The sequence below is a fragment of the Fannyhessea vaginae DSM 15829 genome (genome assembly GCF_000159235.2).
Taxonomy (GTDB): domain Bacteria; phylum Actinomycetota; class Coriobacteriia; order Coriobacteriales; family Atopobiaceae; genus Fannyhessea; species Fannyhessea vaginae.
On record NZ_ACGK02000001.1, the window covers coordinates 779,343 to 796,484 of the forward strand.

Consider the following 17,142-nt stretch of genomic DNA (forward strand, 5'->3'; position numbering starts at 1 on the left):
TGACGATAAGATTTACAAGATTACTTCTATCATTATCACGTAAACTAAATACGACCTTTAAGCGCGGTACGAGATACCGGTAAGGTACGTGTTGCAGAACAGCAACTCAACATAGCCTTCTTACGTGTCTCATCCGCTCTTTGCAGGTGAGGCTTTTTTATTATATGTACGCTCAAGGCGTACAGGAAGGAGAGCTATGCAACCCAAGCTTAAAGCATCAATTATGGATGCCACGGCAATGCAGCGAGCGTTAGTGCGTATTGCACATGAGATCATCGAGCGCAATGAGGGGTCAGACGTTGTTTTAATCGGTATTATTCGCCGAGGTGCTACGCTGGCTAAACGTCTGGCTTCGCAAATCGAAGCAATTCAAGGAACGCGTCCACGTACAGGTGAACTTGATATTAGTTTTTACCGTGATGACGTGAATCGCTCAATTGTTCCTGTTCTTCATGCTACCAATATTCCTTTTAAAATTGACAAACAACGCATTATTTTGGTAGACGACGTTTTGTTTACCGGAAGAACCATTCGTTCTGCTTTGAATGCTCTGATGGATTATGGTCGCCCCGATTCTGTCCAGCTGGCAGTTATGGTTGATCGAGGACACCGCGAGCTTCCTATTCGTGCTGATTTTGTTGGTAAAAACGTTCCGTCATCTCATGATGAAGATGTGCGCGTTTTAGTGAGCGAATATGACAAAGAAGACGCTGTAGAAATTTGGACATCAGATTCACAGCACGAGGAAGGTGAGTGCTAATGTTATCGGTTAAACATTTAATAGATACCAACAGCTTAACTGCAGATGATATTTCGCAAATTTTAGATACTGCTGCTTCGTTTGAAGAAGTTAACAAGCGTTCAATTAAAAAAGTTCCTGCGTTGCGAGGACGCACCATTGTTAATTTATTCTTGGAGCCTTCTACGCGTACCAAGAGTTCTTTTGAGCTTGCCGAAAAAAGGCTTTCTGCCGATAGTTTAAGCATGGGTGGCTCTACCTCTTCGGTTGTCAAAGGCGAGTCGCTTGCCGACACCATTCAAACAATCAGCGCTATGAACGTAGATATGTTTGTATGCCGCGCTCGTCTTGCAGGTACGCCTCAAAAAATTATCGAAAATACCGATGCCATTGTTATTAATGCAGGCGATGGTAAACACCAACATCCAACGCAAGCTATGCTTGACCTTTATACCATTCGTAAACACTTTAAGCATCTTGATGGACTTAAAGTTGCAATCGTTGGTGATTTAAGTCATTCTCGCGTTGTTGGATCCTTGGTTCCTGCCTTAGAAACTATGGGTGCACATGTTATTTTGGTTGGGCCTCCCACGTTTCAGGTTGACGATCCACGCTGGTTTGCATGTGAGCAAACTTCATCACTTGATGACGTTATCGAAGATGTTGACGTTGTTTATATGCTTCGTGTTCAACTTGAGCGTATGGAAGGTGCAACAATTCCTTCGCGCCGTGAGTATAACCGCTTATGGGGTCTTGATATGCAGCGCGTTAAACGCATGAAACCACATGCCATAATTTGTCATCCAGGTCCTATGAACCGCGGTATGGAAATTAATGCTGACGTAGCCGATTGCGCACGTTCACGTATCTTAACGCAGGTCAATTCAGGCGTTCTTACTCGTATGGCAGAAATGTACTTACTTTTGGGAGGAGAAAACAATGGCTTATCTGATTAAGGGTGCTCATGTTGTAGACCCTCAAGTATCACTTGATAGTAAATATGACGTTAAGGTTGAGGGTTCAACCATTGTTGATGTAGCTCCTCAGCTCGAGGCAAGTGCCAACGACGAAGTTATAGATGCAGAGGGTAAATATCTTGTTCCTGGATTAGTTGATATGCATGTACATTTTCGTGACCCTGGTTACGAATATAAAGAAACCATTGAAAGTGGTATGCGTGCAGCTACACATGGTGGTTTTACCGATGTTGCAACAATGCCTAACACAAATCCCGTAACCGATACTGGTACTGGAATTAGGTATCAAATTGACCGCGCGCGCGCAACTGATCTTGCACACATTCGTCCTATTGGTGCGCTTACGCGTGGCGAAGAAGGCGAAGCGCTTGCCGAAATTGGTGATATGGTCTTAGAAGGTGCTTGTGCCTTTTCCGATGACGGTCATGGTGTTCAAAGCGCTGGTATGATGCGTACAGGCATGGGTTATGTGTCACAGTTCGATCGTTTGGTCATTGCTCATTGCGAAGACAAATCACTCTCTGCACACGGTGTGGTAAACGAAGGAAGAGCTTCTACTCGTTTAGGTATGTTTGGTTGGCCCGCCCTTGCCGAAGAACTTGAAGTGTATCGTGACATTGAGCTTTGTCGTCTTACGGGTTGTCCACTTCACATTGCACACATCTCAACTGCAAAAAGCTTAGATCTTGTTCGTGCAGCAAAAGAAGAAGGCCTGCCAGTAAGTTGTGAGGTTACGCCACATCATTTGTTCCTCAACGAAGATGATATTGATAATAGCTATAATACCTGCTTTAAAATGAATCCGCCACTTCGTCTTAAGAGCGATATGCTTGCGCTTCAAGAAGGCGTGGCTGACGGCACCATCGATTGTATTGCAACCGATCATGCGCCTCATGCACAGCACGAAAAGGATTGCGAATTTGAGATCGCGTCATTTGGTATTACAGGATTGGAAACTTCTGTGCCGCTTATGCTTTCAAAGATGGTCGCAACCGATAAAATTAGCATGTCACGTATGGTAGAGCTTATGGCAATCAATCCACGTGCACTACTGCGTCTTAATGAGGTGTCTATTAAACGTGGTTCGCAAGCAGATATTACGCTTATCAGTATGTCTGAAAAAATTCATGTTGACAAAGACTATTTTGAAAGCAAGTCGCTTAACTCGCCTTGGCTTGGCAACGATTTTTGCGGCTGTGCAACAGATGTCTTTGTAGCTGGAAAGCGTACCTTGTGCAATACCAAGGTTGTTGCATAGCCCAAGACGTACGTATGTAGCCTGTATAAATTTGCGCGTAAAACTTATGCGCATAATTAAGCACATTTGTGTAAAGTCTTTACTGGCGATTTCTTTTTGTATGGTTTTCTTAGGGTGTAAGTCGCTTGTGGTTTTGTAATTGCAAAAGACTTTTGATGTTTCGCTACGAAAAAGACCTTGCAAAGTCGTACACTTACTGGTGACGCATTTTATGTGTCACCAGTTTACACGCGCAAAAGGGAGGGGAGAGCGTGGCAGTTAAAGATACAAAATTACATACTGCATATATTGTTTCAAATACTCGTGTAGGTGATGGCATCTACGAGTTGGTTTTGGTATGTGACGAGCTTGCACGCACTATGTTGCCAGGAGAGTTTATAAATATTCATGTTCCGGGAAGCCAAACCGAGCTTTTGAGCATTCCACTTTCGTTTTCTCATATTGACGTAGAAGCCGGTTTGATTTACCTGGCTTATGCTGTAGTTGGAAGTGGCACCAAGCGTTTAAGTGCGCTATGCGCAAAAACAGCTTTACGTGTTTTGGGTCCATGTGGTCATGGTTGGGATATGCCCCTTTCAAAAGAGAAGGCTTTACTGGTAAGTGGTGGAATTGGCGCGCCTCCCGTACTTGCTGCAGCTGCTTTGTTTAAGTCACAAGGAATTGCAGTTGACGTCATCATAGGCGCACAAACAGCCGATAAGCTTTGGGGTGTCAAGCGAGCTCATGCAATAGGCGTTGATCGTCTGTTTTTAACAACTGATGATGGAACTTTAGGCGAAAAAGGCTTTACAACCGATGTGATGCAAAAGTTGCTTGCTGAAACATCTTATGGATGTGTATGCACCTGCGGTCCTGCACCTATGATGAAGCGTGTTGCAGCACTTGCAAAAGCTGCACATATTCCATGTCAGGCGTCACTTGAGCGTATGATGACCTGTGGTTTTGGAGCTTGCGCAACATGTACCGTTCAAATGGTTGACGGGAGCAATAAAGGTTGTTGTATGGTAGGACCTGTATTTAATGCCGAGGAGGTAGCATGGTAGAGACACCTGTTTCAATGGAAGTTAATCTCGGCGGTATTCATATGAAAAATCCCGTTAATACGGCAGCCGGAACTTTTGCGTTTGGGCAACAATTCGAAAAGTTTTATGACGTTTCCCAACTTGGCGCTATTACAACCAAAGGAGCTTCTATTAAACCGTGGGCAGGCAATCCTGCTCCGCGTATGTGCGAAGTTACCTCGGGAATTATTAATTCGGTTGGTCTGCAAAACCCTGGCGTTAATGGACTTATAAACACAGCTGGAGCCTATCTGACAGGTTTACAGCAGAAAAACTGTCAAGTAATTTGTCAGGTAGCAGGACACTCGATAGATGAATATGTAGCGGCGCTTGAAGTGTTTGAAGAAAAAGCTTCATTTGCAGCAGGTTTTGAGATCAACATTAGCTGTCCAAATATTGCCTGTGGTGGAGCTGCTATGGGATCTACGCCTCAGGGCGCAGCCGAGATTATGCGCAGACTTCGTCCTCTTACAAAACGCCCGTTGCTGGTAAAAATGGGTCCCGTTAATATTCCCGAAATTGCACGCGCACTTGAATCTGAGGGTGCCGATGCGCTCAGCCTTATCAATTCTATTCCTGGAATGGCCATTGATACTACCACGTATAAAAGTAAGTTATCGCGTCCTACCGGCGGTTTTTCAGGGCCAGCCATTCATCCTATTGCGGTTCGTATGGTATGGGAAGCACATAAGGCAGTTAAGATCCCCCTGTGCGGTATAGGTGGTATTACCACAGGACTCGAAGCAGCCGAGTTTATACTTGCAGGTGCAACTGCTGTAAGCGTTGGACTTGCAAATCTCTATGATCCTATGAGCGCACCCAGAATTTTGCATGAGCTTTGTGATTGGGCTCAAAAGCAAGGTGTGACTCGCATTTCCGATTTGATTGGAGCTTGTAAATGTTAACAGAAGATGAGGTACGTTCTTCTCTTATTGTTGCACTTGACTGTGATAAAGAATATGCATTAGAGCTGCTTGGGCTCTTGAGCGGAAAAGCCCGTTGGGTTAAAGTTGGCATGACGCTTTTTTATCGCGAAGGTCCTGCTCTTATTCAGGAATTTCGTGATCGCGGCTTTTCTGTTTTTCTTGACCTTAAGTTACATGATATTCCGTTTCAGGTAGAAGGAGCAGCGTATTCTGCTGCGCTATCTGGAGCCGATATAATTTCGCTTCACGCGCTGGGATCATCTAAGATGATTGAAAGCGCACGCAAGGGCGTAGAGCGCGCCCACGAAGAAATGGGCTGCGATGCAAAGCTTGTTGCTATTTCTGTTTTAACAAGCATGGATGCTCAAGCGCTTTCCGAAATTGGAATTGAGCACAGTGTTGCTAACGAAGTAGATCGTCTAGGCGCGCTTGCAGCTGCTCACGGGGCTCATGGTATGGTTTGCTCAGCTTTTGAGGCACATCGTATGCGTGAAATCTTTGGCGATAAAGGCCTTATTGTTGTTCCTGGCGTACGTCCAAAAGGCGAGGCCTGTCAAGATCAGGCGCGCGTTGCAACGCCTCAATTTGCACTTAGCCAAGGTGCTTCTAAGCTTGTTATAGGAAGACCAATAACACAGGCCGAGCACCCAGGAGATGCTTTTGAAACAATTGTTGAAGACATTTGTAGTGCTTCTTAGCTCTAATTTTTCTTAAAAACTCACAGATTTACTGCTAATTTGCCGTGATTTTGTGTTAATATCTTTTCTGACGTGGGAATTTTTAAAAAAAAGCTTGTAATTTCCTGCGTTTATTGACAAACTGTATGCTTGCATAACAATTCATTGCTATGTCTGCATTATTCACATATGTTTGGAGGAACGATGGCATTACCTCAGCTTACTGATGAGCAGCGTAAAGCAGCTCTCGAGAAGGCAGCAGCCGCACGTCACGCTCGTGCTGAGCTTCGTGAGAAAATTAAAAAAGGCGAGGTTTCTCTCGCTTCTGTTCTTGCATCTGACGATGCTATTGCAAGTCGTATGAAAGTTTCCGCTTTAATTGAGTCATTACCTGGCTATGGTAAAGCTAAAGCTACCAAGATTATGGATGAGCTTGGCATTAGTGCAACTCGTCGTGTTAAGGGTCTTGGCGCTCGTCAGCGCGAGCAACTTCTTGAGGTGCTTTCAAAATAGCTATCGTACGTACACCTCGCTTATTTGTAATTTCTGGACCGTCAGGTGCCGGTAAGGGGACAGTAATCCGTAGATTACATCAGATTTCCCCTTGCTTTGCCTTGACGGTTTCAGCTACCACGCGTTCTCCTCGTGCACACGAGAAGGACGGTGTTGATTATCATTTTCTTACAAATGAGCAATTTAATCGTGCAATTGAACAAGATGCATTTCTTGAATGGGCACACGTCCATTCCAATAGGTATGGGACATTAAAAAGCGAGGTAGAAAAGTACATACATAGCGGACAATCCGTTATTTTGGAAATTGATCCTCAAGGTGCTTTTAATGTACAGAAAGCTTATCCAGCTGCGGTTCTTATTTTTATTGCGCCGCCTTCTATGGATGTCTTGCGTGAACGTCTTATTGGAAGAAAAAGCGAAACTAAAGAATCACTTGAGTTGCGGCTTGCTGATGCACGTCAAGAAATGCAGCTTAAGGATAGATATGACGCTGTTCTTATCAATGATTCATTGGATGAATGTGCGAAAAGCCTCAAAGATTTGATGTATGTTTATGAAACTAAAGGAGCCTAAAATATGGCAATGCATAAAAGTGATACACCTTCTGTAGATATTACAAAGCCTGAGATTAACAGTCTTCTCGAAAAAACAGAAGAGAATCCTTTCTTGCTTTGTGCAATAGCTGCTAAGCGTGCATGCGACATTAAAAGCATGATTCGCGGTCAGCATCTACGTGTAGCTGCAATTAACGATATTGATACCATTACTACAGAAGTTTCGGGAAAAGATCCCGTTTCTGCTGCTATGAATGAAATCGATTCGGGTGACTTAAGCTATCAAAAAGATCTTTTTGATGAGGAGCTTCGCGGTTCCAACGCGCGTGTTGAACATAACTTATAACATGCGTGTATAAGGTTTTATCTGTTAAATACACGGCATTATGTCGTGTATTTTTTTATTAAGAAATCTAAGGTAAGGTTGGTTGTATGTTTTCCCGCGTATGTCTTATTCATTATCACGAAATTGGATTAAAAGGTAAAAACAGGTCTACGTTTGAGCACCAGCTTATTCAAAATCTTAAACATGGCCTGCGTGCTTTTGATCTTGCTGGTGTTGATAGGATTTCGGGTCATGTTCGCATTCGTGTAAAAAATGGCGATTGTACGCCAGAACTCGCTCGAGCTGCAGCCAAAATACCTGGTGTTGCGCGTGTTTCTCTTGCGTATTGTGTCGAGCAAGACAAAGACCAAATTTGTGAAGCTGCCGTGTTAGCACTTTCACATATTCCGCATTTTTTAACGTTTAAGGTGCATGCACACAAATCGTCTACCAATTTTGAGCTTCATACGCTTGAGATTAACTGTTTGGTAGGTGAAGCTTTGTGTAAAGCATTTCCCGATAAAAAAGTGCAGATGCATAAACCCGACGTTCAATTGGATGTTCAAGTTGTTAACAATGTAGCCTATGTGTATGCCGTTGTTGAACAGAGCTTGCTTGCTGCAGGATATGGCGCACTTGATTTTGAAGCGTTTGATGACAATGCAGTTTTATCTTTAGTTGGAGTAGGGGGTTTGCCCGTAGGATCTGCTGGTAAAGTTGTGACGTTGCTTTCCAGTGGTTTTGATTCACCTGTCGCTACATGGATGGTTGGAAGACGTGGCGCGGTGTGTATACCTTTGCATTTTTCAGGTCGTCCTCAAACAGCTGATACGAGCGAATATCTTACTCGTCAAATTGTTTCTGCTCTTGATCCTACTGGTTGTATTGGAAGACTCTACGTTTGCCCCTTTGGAGATCAACAACGCGAGATATCCTTATGTGTACCTCAAAGCCTGCGCATTATTTGTTATCGTCGCATTATGTTTGCGGTTGCAGAAAAACTTGCCCTCGCAGAGGGTGCAAAGTCATTGGTAACAGGTGAGTCACTCGGACAAGTTGCCTCTCAAACGTTGGATAATATTGCAGCTGTTAACGAAATGGTTAGTCTGCCTGTACTTCGTCCGTTAATTGGTTCTGATAAACAAGAGATTATTAAGCGGTCCCTGCAAATTGGTACCTACGATATAAGTTCTAAGCCATCGCCTGATTGCTGCACGTTATTTATGCCTCGTCGACCCGAAACACACGCTAAACTTGATGCGGTACATGCAGCTTGGGACTCATTTGATCATGCAGCTATGATCGATGAGCTCTTTGATCACATTGAATACATAGATTATGACTCGTGTTATGCATATCATAGCTGTTCTGCTAAACGCGCGTATCATCGTGAGCTAGGTAGATAACCCTTGTAGCTTCGCTTTTTTGGTAAACTTACTTGAAACGTGCACTCATGACATAGATTTTTACCACTATGTGCTGATAATCATGCATGCTTTCAGCATGTTAGCTGCACGCCTTATTTTATTTGTACGTTTACTCTTTGCGCTTTCTTTGTACGATATGACTACTGTCTTGTCGGTATCCAAAGAAAGCGATTTTTATGGCTCAAATTTCTCGTAAGCGCCACCCTTTAGAAGACCCTTTGAGTGCGCAAGTACCGCTCTCTTGGGACGTATCTTTAGACAATCGGCACAAACGTTGCCTTGGTTTAGCTCATGCTGTGCAGAATCTCAAAGATAAGCTTATTGGAGCAAAGCCAGAGGTTATTGGATGTGTGGTAGGTGTTATTATTGTTATCGCATGCATTGGCTGGTGGATATGTTCAACGATTTTGATAACGCCTGTGCCCCTTGCATCAACGGACGAAATATCTTTAAGCCCAAACGCTTCTGAAGAAAACGATGATACTAATCAAGCAAAAGAAGATGCACAACCATCGCAAGAAGACACATCACAACGCATAGTCATCTATATTGACGGCTGCGTTGCACATCCCGATGTCTATGAACTTTCTACTTCCGCGCGCGTGAAAGATAGTATTGATCGTGCAGGTGGCTTAACCAGTGACGCAGATGTAGCTGCATTAAATTTAGCATCAGAGCTTCATGACGGTGAAAAAGTCCATATACCACGTGTTGGGGAAGATGCAACGCTTACACAAGATTCAACTGGGGCTGCTTCTGGTGATTCTTATCGGCAAGACAGAGGCGCTTCTACAACGCGCAAAGGACACGCGCCTACGCGTCCTATTTCACTTAATAAAGCGTCAAAAAATGAGCTTTTAGAACTTCCAGGAGTAGGTCCTGCTATGGCAGATAGGATTATTGCCGATCGTCGTGAACATGGCCCATTTAAGCATGTTGAAGATTTGAAACGCGTTAAAGGTATTGGCTCAAAGAAATTTGAAAAGGTCCGAAAGTATCTCCATGTATAGCAAAAGCCAAGACAAATATGATGAATTTAGTCTTCCTCGTTTTACAAAACCATATCTTCCTCCTATATTAGCTGTGTATATGACGGCCCATCTTGTTTTGTTTTTGGTACTTCGTTCTGCGCGTTTATATGAAATGGCTCGCGCTCAAAAGCTTATTGTATATCTATCATCTGCATTAGATTTGCTGTGTAGTTACGCAATAATACCTGCATGTATAGGTATTGCGTGCGTTGGATGTACTGTTTTGCTCTATCGATGTGCATACGTTGCAGCGCCTTGGTATATCTTTTTGAAACGTTCGAAAAAAATAGGGTGGATGGTCATTATAACAGCTGGTATAAGTTGCGTTCTTGGTATCTTTTTGGTATACCAGACCTGTGTTCGTCAACATGTATTGCAGCATATAAGCGCCCGTAATGAGCTTAAGTGTATGTGCATAGCAGACAGTAGGTCAGTGTTTCATAGCTATGTGACACCTGCTAAAATTTTTGTAAATGATAACTATGTTGGTACTGCAGAGCTTATAAGCAAAGAAGTCCTTGAACTCTATAGCACGTATACGGTTCAAGGACAGTTTAAGGCTTATACATCTGATTCCACTAAACTTTCCTCATGTGCTCAAGGACTTTTAGGGTCTGTGACTATTGAACGCGTACACCATGTTCAAAAGCCGGTGGGGCTTTATGGGTTAGCAAGTTTTATTCGTTTGCAGTGTATGAATATTCTTAAACGCTCAACACCAGAACATAGTGCACTCATGCTTGCAAGTATTTGCGGATACAAAGAACCCATGCATCAGCTCGGTATGACTGATTTATTTAGGGTGTGCGGAATTTCTCACGTTGTCTGTGTATCTGGTACACATTTGGCTCTTTTTTCGCTTTTAATTGCTAAGATTTTAAGTCACATGCCGCTTTCCCTTTTTACGCAACGTATACTTACCCTGTGTTTAAGCATGGTCTTTGTTATGAGTTGCGGTATGCCGCTTTCAGCGCTCAGAGCTTGGGGTTTGGTTGCCTGTAGCGTGTTTGCAGACTTTTTTCGAGCACAAAGGCATGTCATATCAAGTGTTTCGTGTACAGCTTTGATCATGATTGTTGTAAACCCTTGGTGTGCCTGCGATGTAAGTTTTATTTTATCGGTAAGCTGCGTTATTGGGCTTGCACTCTTTGGCAACTATGGAAACTTTCTCGTTGAATGGATGTATGTAAAACTGCTACGAACCTTGTCGTATTTGCGTTCTCAATCAGAAGGACATCTTAAGCGCGTGCTAGAACTTTTGATACATGGAATACAAACAAAAGCTCTTACTTCAGCTCTTCAAGTTGCGTCAATGTCGCTTTGTGCGCAGGTGAGTACGCTGCCGTTTTCGATAGGCTTTTTTCAGGGCGTTTCTTTTATAGCGGTTTTAAGTAATGTGATACTTGTGCCCTGTATGGTGTATACAGCTCTTTTAGCAGTACTAACCATCGTATGCGCGCCTTGTGTTCTCGTGGCCAATCTGCTTTTATGCGTAGGATCTTATGCTACATCGGCAATTTTGCTGGTGCTTAAGCTATTTTCAAAATTTCCAAGTGCGTACGTTTCCACCGATGGACATTCTGCAGGCGCAGCACTCAGCGCAGCTGTATTCCTTGTGGTTATTGCTTACAAGTGGCCTCGTCCTGGAACACATGACGTATACTAGTCTCACCAATTCAAGCTCACTGCTTTGTTTGAAAACGTTTGTGTGCATGTGGGTTTTTGCCGCACCAGTAACGTAAAGGAGTTTTATGGCACAGGAAAACGCCCCAAAGTTGCCTGTATATGTTGCTCTAGGTACCGATACGGCAAAAATGGCAGAGATCGTTCGTCGTCTTAAGCTCTACGTTCAGCCTCAAATGAGTTTTTTTAATTGTAACGAATGGCATGCGGCTGATATTAAAGACAGTCAAACTTTGTTGAGCGTCTTTCTTCAAATGCCTGTTTGCGATACAAGGCGCTTGGCAATTATTTACGAGGCAGAAGCGTTACCTAAAGACGTTATTGCAGACATTATAGATTATCTTAAACATCCTAATCCGAGCTGTATTGTTTGCTTATGCATGCAACGTCTTGCAAAAAATTCTAAGCTATATAAAGCTATTTCTGCAGTGGATCCAAAGGCAATTATAAATTGCGAGCCACAAACGGCTTCTCAGGCGCATCGTACTTTGTCTGTACTTGAAAAAAAGTTAAACGTAAGCGTTGACTTTGATGCTGCAGATGAACTTATAAATAGGGTAGGCACTTCGCTTTCTGTTCTCGAAAAACAACTTGAAATACTCAAACACAGTGTTAGTGTATCTTCAACTGATCACGCCCATGCAGTTCAACCTCTAAGAATTACTAAAGACCTGGTGTGCTCGCATGTAATAAGAACAAATGCCCAGCAACCCTGGGAACTTATCGATGCGCTTGCTGCTCGTGAATGTGCTCGCGCACTTACCTTGTTAGAAGCACAAGCGCAAACGTCGCCTTTATATTTGTTGGCGCTTATCTCTAAGCGCTTACGTGAGCTTATTTGTGCAAAGAACCTTGCCGCGCGAGGTCAACTTGCGCTCATGTCTGAAAAGGTGAATGTAAAAAGTTGGCAGGTAAACAAATTACGTGCGGCTGCGGATAACTTTGAAGCTGCAGAGCTTGACGAACTTTTGTGCGAGTCTGCTGATTTAAATATGCGCTTTAAGCTATCTCGTGCAACATTTACTGATCTGGTGTTATTTGCGCAGAAGATTTGTTCGCCTCGTCAAGGTGAGATGTAAGTTAGTTAAACATTGCATGTGTCTTCATAAGATATTCATAGGTGAAACACATATACTATAAAAGCCCGAGACAAACGCCCGAGCTTTTACATACAAATCTTCAAAAAATGTTACAAATGCATACGTATTATCTATGCCTGTAAGCTATTAACAAGCTTTTGTGCTCCACTCTTACGTTGAGCAGCTTGGTTCTTGTGGATAATGCCTTTAGATGCTGCTTTATCCAACAGACGACCAGCACGTTTTACAGCAGCTTGAGCCTTCTCGAGATCTGCAGCTTCAACAGCTAAACGAACCTCTTTAACAGCGGTTTTGAGCTCTGAACGTACAGCCTTGTTGCGAATACGAGCTTTCTCGGCGGTAAGAATACGCTTCTTCTGCGACTTAATATTAGCCACGGTAGATCCTTTCGGTAACAATTCTTGAGGCCTCTAGTTTTGCATGAAGAAAGTGGGGTTTTCCTTCATTTGACACGGCGAGGTCAAAAAGTAAGTATATCACTTTGTAAAAAATACGCTATCATCTTAGATATGAATACTATGAAAAACAATGACACATCACATATTCGCAACTTTTCTATTGTTGCGCACATCGACCATGGTAAGTCTACGATCTCTGATCGTATTCTCGAGCTTACGCATACCGTGGCTGCGCGCGATATGGAAAGTCAGATTTTAGATTCTATGGATATCGAGCGTGAACGCGGTATTACTATTAAATCTAATGCAGTGCGCGTAGCGTATAAAGCCGACGACGGTCAAACCTATCAGTTTAATTTAATTGATACACCAGGTCACGTTGACTTTACCTATGAAGTTTCTCGTTCGTTGGCTGCATGTGAAGGCGCTATTTTGGTAGTTGACGCAACGCAAGGTGTAGAAGCGCAAACTGTTTCTAATGCCAACTTAGCTATGAATGCAAACCTAGACATTGTGCCTGCAATCAATAAAATAGACCTTCCATCTGCACATCCTTTAGAGGTTAAACAAGAAATCGAAGATGAGCTTGCTCTTCCTGCCGATGACGCGGTGCTTGTTTCGGGTAAAACTGGTGAGGGAATTCACGATTTACTTGAACAGGTGGTCTATCTTATATCACCACCGCAAGGCGATGTTAACGCACCGCTTAAAGCGCTTATTCTTGACTCGTATTTTGACGAATATCGTGGCGTCATTGCTACTGTTCGTGTCTTTGATGGTCAAATTTCAAAAGGTATGAATCTTAAAATGATGGCGCTCGGAGATACGTTTCTCTGTGATGATGTTGGTATAAAATGTCCGTCTGAAATGCGTGTATCGCAGCTCTCTGTTGGAGAAGTTGGCTTTGTTGTTACGGGTCTTAAAGATCCCGAGCTGGTTAAAACAGGCGATACCATTACGTGTGTCGACCGTCCGTGTGCTCGCGCTTGTGAAGGCTATCACGATGTAAAACCCATGGTTTTTACGGGTCTTTTTCCTACCGACACTAAATATTACGAAAATCTTCGTGATGCGCTCGAGAAGCTCAAAGTAAATGATCCTTCTCTTACCTGGAGTGCGGAGACTTCCGTTGCGCTTGGTTTTGGCTTTAGAGTTGGATTTTTAGGTCTTTTGCATATGGAGGTTGTTAAAGAACGTCTTGAGCGCGAATTTAACTTAGATCTTATTGCAACGGCGCCATCGGTCAATTATCACGTATTCACTACCGACAAGCGCATGCTAAGCATTACCTCTCCTCAGGATTTGCCCGATGTTACCAAAATCGACCATATAGAAGAGCCTTACCTTAAAGCTAAAGTGATTGTTCCGCCTGCGTACACGGGAGCTGTTATGCAGCTTGCAATAGAACATCGCGGCATTACACAAGACATGGTTTATCTGAGTGAAAAATCGGTTGAGCTCCACTTTGATATTCCACTTGCCGAGCTCATTTTGGATTTCTTTGATCAGCTTAAGAGCCGTACCAAAGGATATGCATCCCTTGATTACGAGATGGACTCGTATAAAACTTCCGATTTGGTAAAACTTGACATGCTTTTAGCAGGTGATGCTGTTGATGCTTTGTCGTTTATTATCCATAAAGATAAAGCCTATGCAATGGCGCGAAATTTATGCGATAAATTAAAAGAGATTATTCCTCAGCAGCTTTTTGAAGTTCCAATCCAAGGCGCGCTTGGTAATAAGATTATTGCTCGCTCAACCGTACGTGCGCGGCGTAAAGACGTGCTTGCAAAGTGTTATGGTGGAGATATTTCGCGTAAAAGAAAGCTGCTTGAGAAGCAAAAAGAGGGTAAAAAACGCATGAAGTCCATAGGATCGGTGGAAGTGCCTCAAGAAGCCTTCCTTGCCGTGCTCAACGTGGGCGATGACCAATAACGCATTTTTCAAACTTGCATAGAGTTTGTGCTTTCCTGTTTTATTATCTATGATCCAAATTGATAAGGATATCCCATGTCAAGTGATGTTGATTCTCTTATTTCTCAATATGCGCCCGCTGCCGATTTGCATGATATTGTTAATCCTCAAGTGCCTTTTTTAGATTCATGTAAGGACATGCCTTTTCTGGCAGCACCTATGGCAGGCGTTACCAACAGTGCTTATCGTATTATGAATAGGCTTGGTGGAGCTCAATATGCCTACAGCGAAATGGTATCCGTAGCTGGATTATGCATGAAGAACCAAGCTACGCGTGAGCTATGCTTGCCACACACCGCAGAGCCTAATCTTATCGTTCAGCTTTTTGGCTCTGATCCTGTGCAATTTCAGCGCGCGTGCGCCTTGGTGGGTGAACTTTTGGGGGATAAATTAAGCTGTATTGACATAAATATGGCGTGCCCAGTTCCCAAGGTTACTAAACGAGGAGAGGGAAGCGCGCTTATGTGTGATCCTCATCGTGCCTGCGCTCTTGTTCGGGCGTGCCTGCGCGAAGTTAGAGTGCCAGTTACCTGTAAAATTCGGCGTGGCTATTACATGGACCACGAAAGCGCTGCTGAGTTTGGCCGCGCTTTGCAAGATGCGGGCGCATCAGCTCTTGCAGTGCATGGCCGATTTGCTAAGCAACTCTATAAAGGCGAGGCCAACTGGGAAAGTATCAAGCGCGTTGTAGAAGCTGTTGATATTCCAGTTATTGCCTCTGGTGATGTTATGAGCGCTGAAGATGCATGTAGAATTTTGTATAAAACTCAAGCACACGCAGTGCTTATTGCACGAGGTACCTATGGAAATCCGTGGATCTTTGATGACGCACTTAAAATTTTTAACAAAAAGAAATTACTGCTTAAAGGCAATCCATCCGATTTGTCTGCTCTCTTAGATGCTGGTTTATACAACTCGAGCGCGCGTGAACATAATCGTCATGCTCATATAACGGATACGCATAGTATTTCAGCTCGACTTAACGCACTTGAGTTGCATCTTCGGCTTTTGGCAGCCACTCACGCGCATATGGCACGAGCACGTAGCCTGTGTAGCTGGTATTTATATGGTCTTTCACATGCTGCTTTGTGGCGTCAAAAATTTATGACAGCTACCACACTTGATGAGTTTTTACATTTGTTACAAGCATTTAAAGAGCAGGTACAAACAGATAAGCAGGTGTCACAAGAAATGTCAAGTGGGCGCTGATTTTATGGTGGCATACAAGCAACGTTTGGCTGATAAGGATATTCACGAGCTGTATCTTCACATTCCATTTTGTACGCAAAAATGCGGATACTGCGATTTTGCAAGCTGGCCTTTTAAAAGTACTACCTCAGTTCCTTCCGAGTACGCAGCTGCTCTTAAAGGCCAGCTCAATGAACTTAAAGCTGCCAATGTATGTGAAGATACTGAAACACTCTACATTGGAGGAGGCACCCCTTCGGCGTTACCTCATGAGTTACCTGACATTATTGAATGTGCTTGTGAAACGTGTCCAACGCTCCGTGAGAAATCATGTGAAGTGAATCCTGAATCTGCTTGTGATGATCTTTTATCTCATATGCTCCGCCAAGGTATCAACCGTGTTTCATGTGGCGTTCAATCTACCAATGCCGATGAGCTTAAAGCACTAGGCAGAACGCACACGCCCGCGCGCGCACTTGAGCGGCTTTGCACGCTCAAAGCTATGGGTTTTAGCGTGTCGTGTGATCTTATGTGTGCCATTCCCTTGCAAACTGATGATTCATGGCTCAAAAGTTTGCATGATGTTATCAATTGTAAAGTAGATCACGTAAGCATTTATCCGTTAACGATCGAACAATCAACAGCATTTTGGGCTCGCTATGCTCATTCGCACCCAAAATTTAATAGTGAGGCAGTTCAGGCGGCTCGTATGGATATTGCACATGATGTGCTCGAATCGTATGGCTATAAGCGTTACGAAACCTCAAGCTATGCGCAACCAAACGAGCAATGTGACCATAATTGTGGGTATTGGAGTGCGCGAACCTATATTGGACTTGGACCTTCTGCTGCGTCTATGCTCACAACCCACGCTTACAGGCGCTTAAAACAGGTATGGAAAACCTTGCCAGATCTTCCTTCTGATATAGCGCGAGTTCGTATTACTTGCACCGATTCTCGTGCATCTTTTATTCGCAACCCTAGGCTTTCGCAGCGCAAAGCTTCGCTTGAATTTTTAACCTTACCGCAAGTTCTTGCCGAGGATTTGATGCTTGAAGCGCGCTTGGCTCGAGGTATTGAACCCGATGTTATTAGCTATGCAGAAGAAGTGTTAGGAGCTCAAGCACTTCACGCAACATTTGATCGGCTGATAGATTTAGGACTTATGGCCTACAATCATGGATACCTTCAGGCAACACATAAGGGGTGGCTTTTGGGAAATTATATTTTTGAAGCGCTGCTCGATTTAGCTCCTATGGAACTTAAGTCTGTTTTGGAGCCTTAAGCATTAAACCATGAAACCATCATC

At 43.5% G+C, this 17,142-nt stretch carries 17 protein-coding genes; 16 read left to right on the plus strand and 1 reads right to left on the minus strand.

The genetic code is table 11. The features are described from left to right. The first annotated feature begins 196 nt into the window (after positions 1-196). The 13 genes from pyrR (at position 197) to holA (ending at position 12,252) form a co-directional block, all read left to right on the plus strand. Positions 197-760 carry a bifunctional pyr operon transcriptional regulator/uracil phosphoribosyltransferase PyrR gene (gene pyrR / locus HMPREF0091_RS03375; protein ID WP_006302861.1) on the plus strand — a complete coding sequence of 188 codons (564 nt, stop codon included), beginning with the start codon at positions 197-199 and terminating at the stop codon, positions 758-760. Continuing rightward, positions 760-1,695: an aspartate carbamoyltransferase catalytic subunit gene (locus HMPREF0091_RS03380; protein ID WP_006302862.1), complete on the plus strand. Its 936-nt coding sequence runs from the start codon at positions 760-762 to the stop codon at positions 1,693-1,695. Before pyrR ends, HMPREF0091_RS03380 begins: the two co-directional genes overlap by 1 nt. Then, positions 1,679-2,974 (plus strand): dihydroorotase, encoded by a 1,296-nt coding sequence (locus HMPREF0091_RS03385; RefSeq protein ID WP_006302863.1) that lies wholly within the window; start codon positions 1,679-1,681, stop codon positions 2,972-2,974. The genes HMPREF0091_RS03380 and HMPREF0091_RS03385 overlap by 17 nt, the downstream gene beginning before the upstream one ends. A 251-nt stretch (positions 2,975-3,225) precedes the next feature. Then, positions 3,226-4,017 (plus strand): dihydroorotate dehydrogenase electron transfer subunit, encoded by a 792-nt coding sequence (locus tag HMPREF0091_RS03390; RefSeq protein ID WP_006302864.1) that lies wholly within the window; start codon positions 3,226-3,228, stop codon positions 4,015-4,017. Then, the gene (locus HMPREF0091_RS03395; RefSeq protein ID WP_006302865.1) at positions 4,011-4,940 is read left to right on the plus strand and encodes a dihydroorotate dehydrogenase; all 930 of its coding nucleotides are present in this window, start codon (positions 4,011-4,013) and stop codon (positions 4,938-4,940) included. Before HMPREF0091_RS03390 ends, HMPREF0091_RS03395 begins: the two co-directional genes overlap by 7 nt. Next, entirely contained in the window at positions 4,934-5,659 is a 726-nt protein-coding gene (pyrF, locus tag HMPREF0091_RS03400; RefSeq protein ID WP_006302866.1) for an orotidine-5'-phosphate decarboxylase, read from the plus strand. The genes HMPREF0091_RS03395 and pyrF overlap by 7 nt, the downstream gene beginning before the upstream one ends. A gap of 183 nt (positions 5,660-5,842) precedes the next feature. Beyond that, positions 5,843-6,151 carry an integration host factor, actinobacterial type gene (gene mihF, locus HMPREF0091_RS03405; protein ID WP_035434543.1) on the plus strand — a complete coding sequence of 103 codons (309 nt, stop codon included), beginning with the start codon at positions 5,843-5,845 and terminating at the stop codon, positions 6,149-6,151. 2 nt (positions 6,152-6,153) lie between these two features. After that, complete coding sequence (gmk, locus tag HMPREF0091_RS03410) at positions 6,154-6,726, plus strand: guanylate kinase (RefSeq protein ID WP_035434544.1); 573 nt, start codon at positions 6,154-6,156, stop codon at positions 6,724-6,726. Between the two features lie 3 nt (positions 6,727-6,729). Next, positions 6,730-7,053: a DNA-directed RNA polymerase subunit omega gene (locus HMPREF0091_RS03415; RefSeq protein ID WP_006302869.1), complete on the plus strand. Its 324-nt coding sequence runs from the start codon at positions 6,730-6,732 to the stop codon at positions 7,051-7,053. Between the two features lie 86 nt (positions 7,054-7,139). After that, positions 7,140-8,438: a tRNA sulfurtransferase gene (locus HMPREF0091_RS03420; RefSeq protein WP_006302870.1), complete on the plus strand. Its 1,299-nt coding sequence runs from the start codon at positions 7,140-7,142 to the stop codon at positions 8,436-8,438. A 197-nt stretch (positions 8,439-8,635) separates the two neighbouring features. Next, entirely contained in the window at positions 8,636-9,469 is an 834-nt protein-coding gene (locus HMPREF0091_RS03425) for a helix-hairpin-helix domain-containing protein (RefSeq protein WP_006302872.1), read from the plus strand. Next, positions 9,462-11,156: a ComEC/Rec2 family competence protein gene (locus HMPREF0091_RS03430; RefSeq protein WP_006302873.1), complete on the plus strand. Its 1,695-nt coding sequence runs from the start codon at positions 9,462-9,464 to the stop codon at positions 11,154-11,156. Before HMPREF0091_RS03425 ends, HMPREF0091_RS03430 begins: the two co-directional genes overlap by 8 nt. A gap of 85 nt (positions 11,157-11,241) precedes the next feature. Further along, positions 11,242-12,252 carry a DNA polymerase III subunit delta gene (gene holA / locus HMPREF0091_RS03435; RefSeq protein ID WP_006302874.1) on the plus strand — a complete coding sequence of 337 codons (1,011 nt, stop codon included), beginning with the start codon at positions 11,242-11,244 and terminating at the stop codon, positions 12,250-12,252. Positions 12,253-12,383: 131 nt separating this feature from the next. On the opposite strand, the gene rpsT is transcribed toward holA, so the two are convergent. Then, entirely contained in the window at positions 12,384-12,650 is a 267-nt protein-coding gene (gene rpsT, locus HMPREF0091_RS03440; RefSeq protein ID WP_006302875.1) for a 30S ribosomal protein S20, read from the minus strand. Between the two features lie 141 nt (positions 12,651-12,791). Between rpsT and lepA the strand changes: the two genes are divergently transcribed. The 3 genes from lepA (at position 12,792) to HMPREF0091_RS03455 (ending at position 17,118) form a co-directional block, all read left to right on the plus strand. Further along, positions 12,792-14,606: a translation elongation factor 4 gene (lepA, locus tag HMPREF0091_RS03445; RefSeq protein WP_010241677.1), complete on the plus strand. Its 1,815-nt coding sequence runs from the start codon at positions 12,792-12,794 to the stop codon at positions 14,604-14,606. A 75-nt stretch (positions 14,607-14,681) separates the two neighbouring features. Then, on the plus strand, positions 14,682-15,854 hold the full coding sequence (locus HMPREF0091_RS03450) for a tRNA dihydrouridine synthase (RefSeq protein WP_006302877.1): 1,173 nt from the start codon (positions 14,682-14,684) through the stop codon (positions 15,852-15,854). A 4-nt stretch (positions 15,855-15,858) separates the two neighbouring features. Further along, the gene (locus tag HMPREF0091_RS03455; RefSeq protein WP_006302878.1) at positions 15,859-17,118 is read left to right on the plus strand and encodes a coproporphyrinogen-III oxidase family protein; all 1,260 of its coding nucleotides are present in this window, start codon (positions 15,859-15,861) and stop codon (positions 17,116-17,118) included. Positions 17,119-17,142 lie beyond the last annotated feature (24 nt).

What these genes read in the sequence shown, in the direction of transcription:
- pyrR (WP_006302861.1), top strand. Translation starts at nt 197, where the DNA reads ATGCAACCCAAGCTTAAAGCATCAATTATGGATGCCACGGCAATGCAG.
- HMPREF0091_RS03380 (WP_006302862.1), top strand. Translation starts at nt 760, where the DNA reads ATGTTATCGGTTAAACATTTAATAGATACCAACAGCTTAACTGCAGAT.
- HMPREF0091_RS03385 (WP_006302863.1), top strand. Translation starts at nt 1,679, where the DNA reads ATGGCTTATCTGATTAAGGGTGCTCATGTTGTAGACCCTCAAGTATCA.
- HMPREF0091_RS03395 (WP_006302865.1), top strand. Translation starts at nt 4,011, where the DNA reads ATGGTAGAGACACCTGTTTCAATGGAAGTTAATCTCGGCGGTATTCAT.
- pyrF (WP_006302866.1), top strand. Translation starts at nt 4,934, where the DNA reads ATGTTAACAGAAGATGAGGTACGTTCTTCTCTTATTGTTGCACTTGAC.
- mihF (WP_035434543.1), top strand. Translation starts at nt 5,843, where the DNA reads ATGGCATTACCTCAGCTTACTGATGAGCAGCGTAAAGCAGCTCTCGAG.
- HMPREF0091_RS03415 (WP_006302869.1), top strand. Translation starts at nt 6,730, where the DNA reads ATGGCAATGCATAAAAGTGATACACCTTCTGTAGATATTACAAAGCCT.
- HMPREF0091_RS03420 (WP_006302870.1), top strand. Translation starts at nt 7,140, where the DNA reads ATGTTTTCCCGCGTATGTCTTATTCATTATCACGAAATTGGATTAAAA.
- HMPREF0091_RS03425 (WP_006302872.1), top strand. Translation starts at nt 8,636, where the DNA reads ATGGCTCAAATTTCTCGTAAGCGCCACCCTTTAGAAGACCCTTTGAGT.
- HMPREF0091_RS03430 (WP_006302873.1), top strand. Translation starts at nt 9,462, where the DNA reads ATGTATAGCAAAAGCCAAGACAAATATGATGAATTTAGTCTTCCTCGT.
- holA (WP_006302874.1), top strand. Translation starts at nt 11,242, where the DNA reads ATGGCACAGGAAAACGCCCCAAAGTTGCCTGTATATGTTGCTCTAGGT.
- lepA (WP_010241677.1), top strand. Translation starts at nt 12,792, where the DNA reads ATGAAAAACAATGACACATCACATATTCGCAACTTTTCTATTGTTGCG.
- HMPREF0091_RS03450 (WP_006302877.1), top strand. Translation starts at nt 14,682, where the DNA reads ATGTCAAGTGATGTTGATTCTCTTATTTCTCAATATGCGCCCGCTGCC.
- HMPREF0091_RS03455 (WP_006302878.1), top strand. Translation starts at nt 15,859, where the DNA reads ATGGTGGCATACAAGCAACGTTTGGCTGATAAGGATATTCACGAGCTG.